This window comes from Pseudoalteromonas sp. 19-MNA-CIBAN-0066 (genome assembly GCF_040308705.1).
Taxonomy (GTDB): domain Bacteria; phylum Pseudomonadota; class Gammaproteobacteria; order Enterobacterales; family Alteromonadaceae; genus Pseudoalteromonas; species Pseudoalteromonas nigrifaciens.
Map to the genome: position 1 here is coordinate 1 of NZ_JBEONZ010000251.1, position 264 is coordinate 264.

At 47.3% G+C, this 264-nt stretch carries 1 protein-coding gene; it reads left to right on the forward strand.

Annotated elements, in window-relative coordinates:
* Positions 1–17: 17 nt before the first annotated feature.
* A partial coding sequence (locus tag AAEZ18_RS19025) for a sodium:solute symporter family transporter (RefSeq protein WP_502935423.1) occupies positions 18–264 on the forward strand: 247 nt, incomplete at its 3' end.

Here is a 264-nt window from a genome sequence, read left to right on the forward strand (position 1 = left end):
GCTAAAGGGGGCGCAAGATGGAAGGTATGAACATTACCATGACACTGCTATCGTGCTTGGCGTTTATGGCGCTGGTGGGATATATCTCGTACCAAAAAACCAAAGGGGAAGTTAACACCCAAGATGGCTACTTTTTAGCGGGTCGTGGGTTAACAGGTACATTTATAGCAGGGTCAATGATCCTCACTAACTTATCGGCCGAGCAACTAATTGGCCTTAATGGCTCAGCCTATGGTTACAACCTAAGCTCAATGGCGTGGGAAG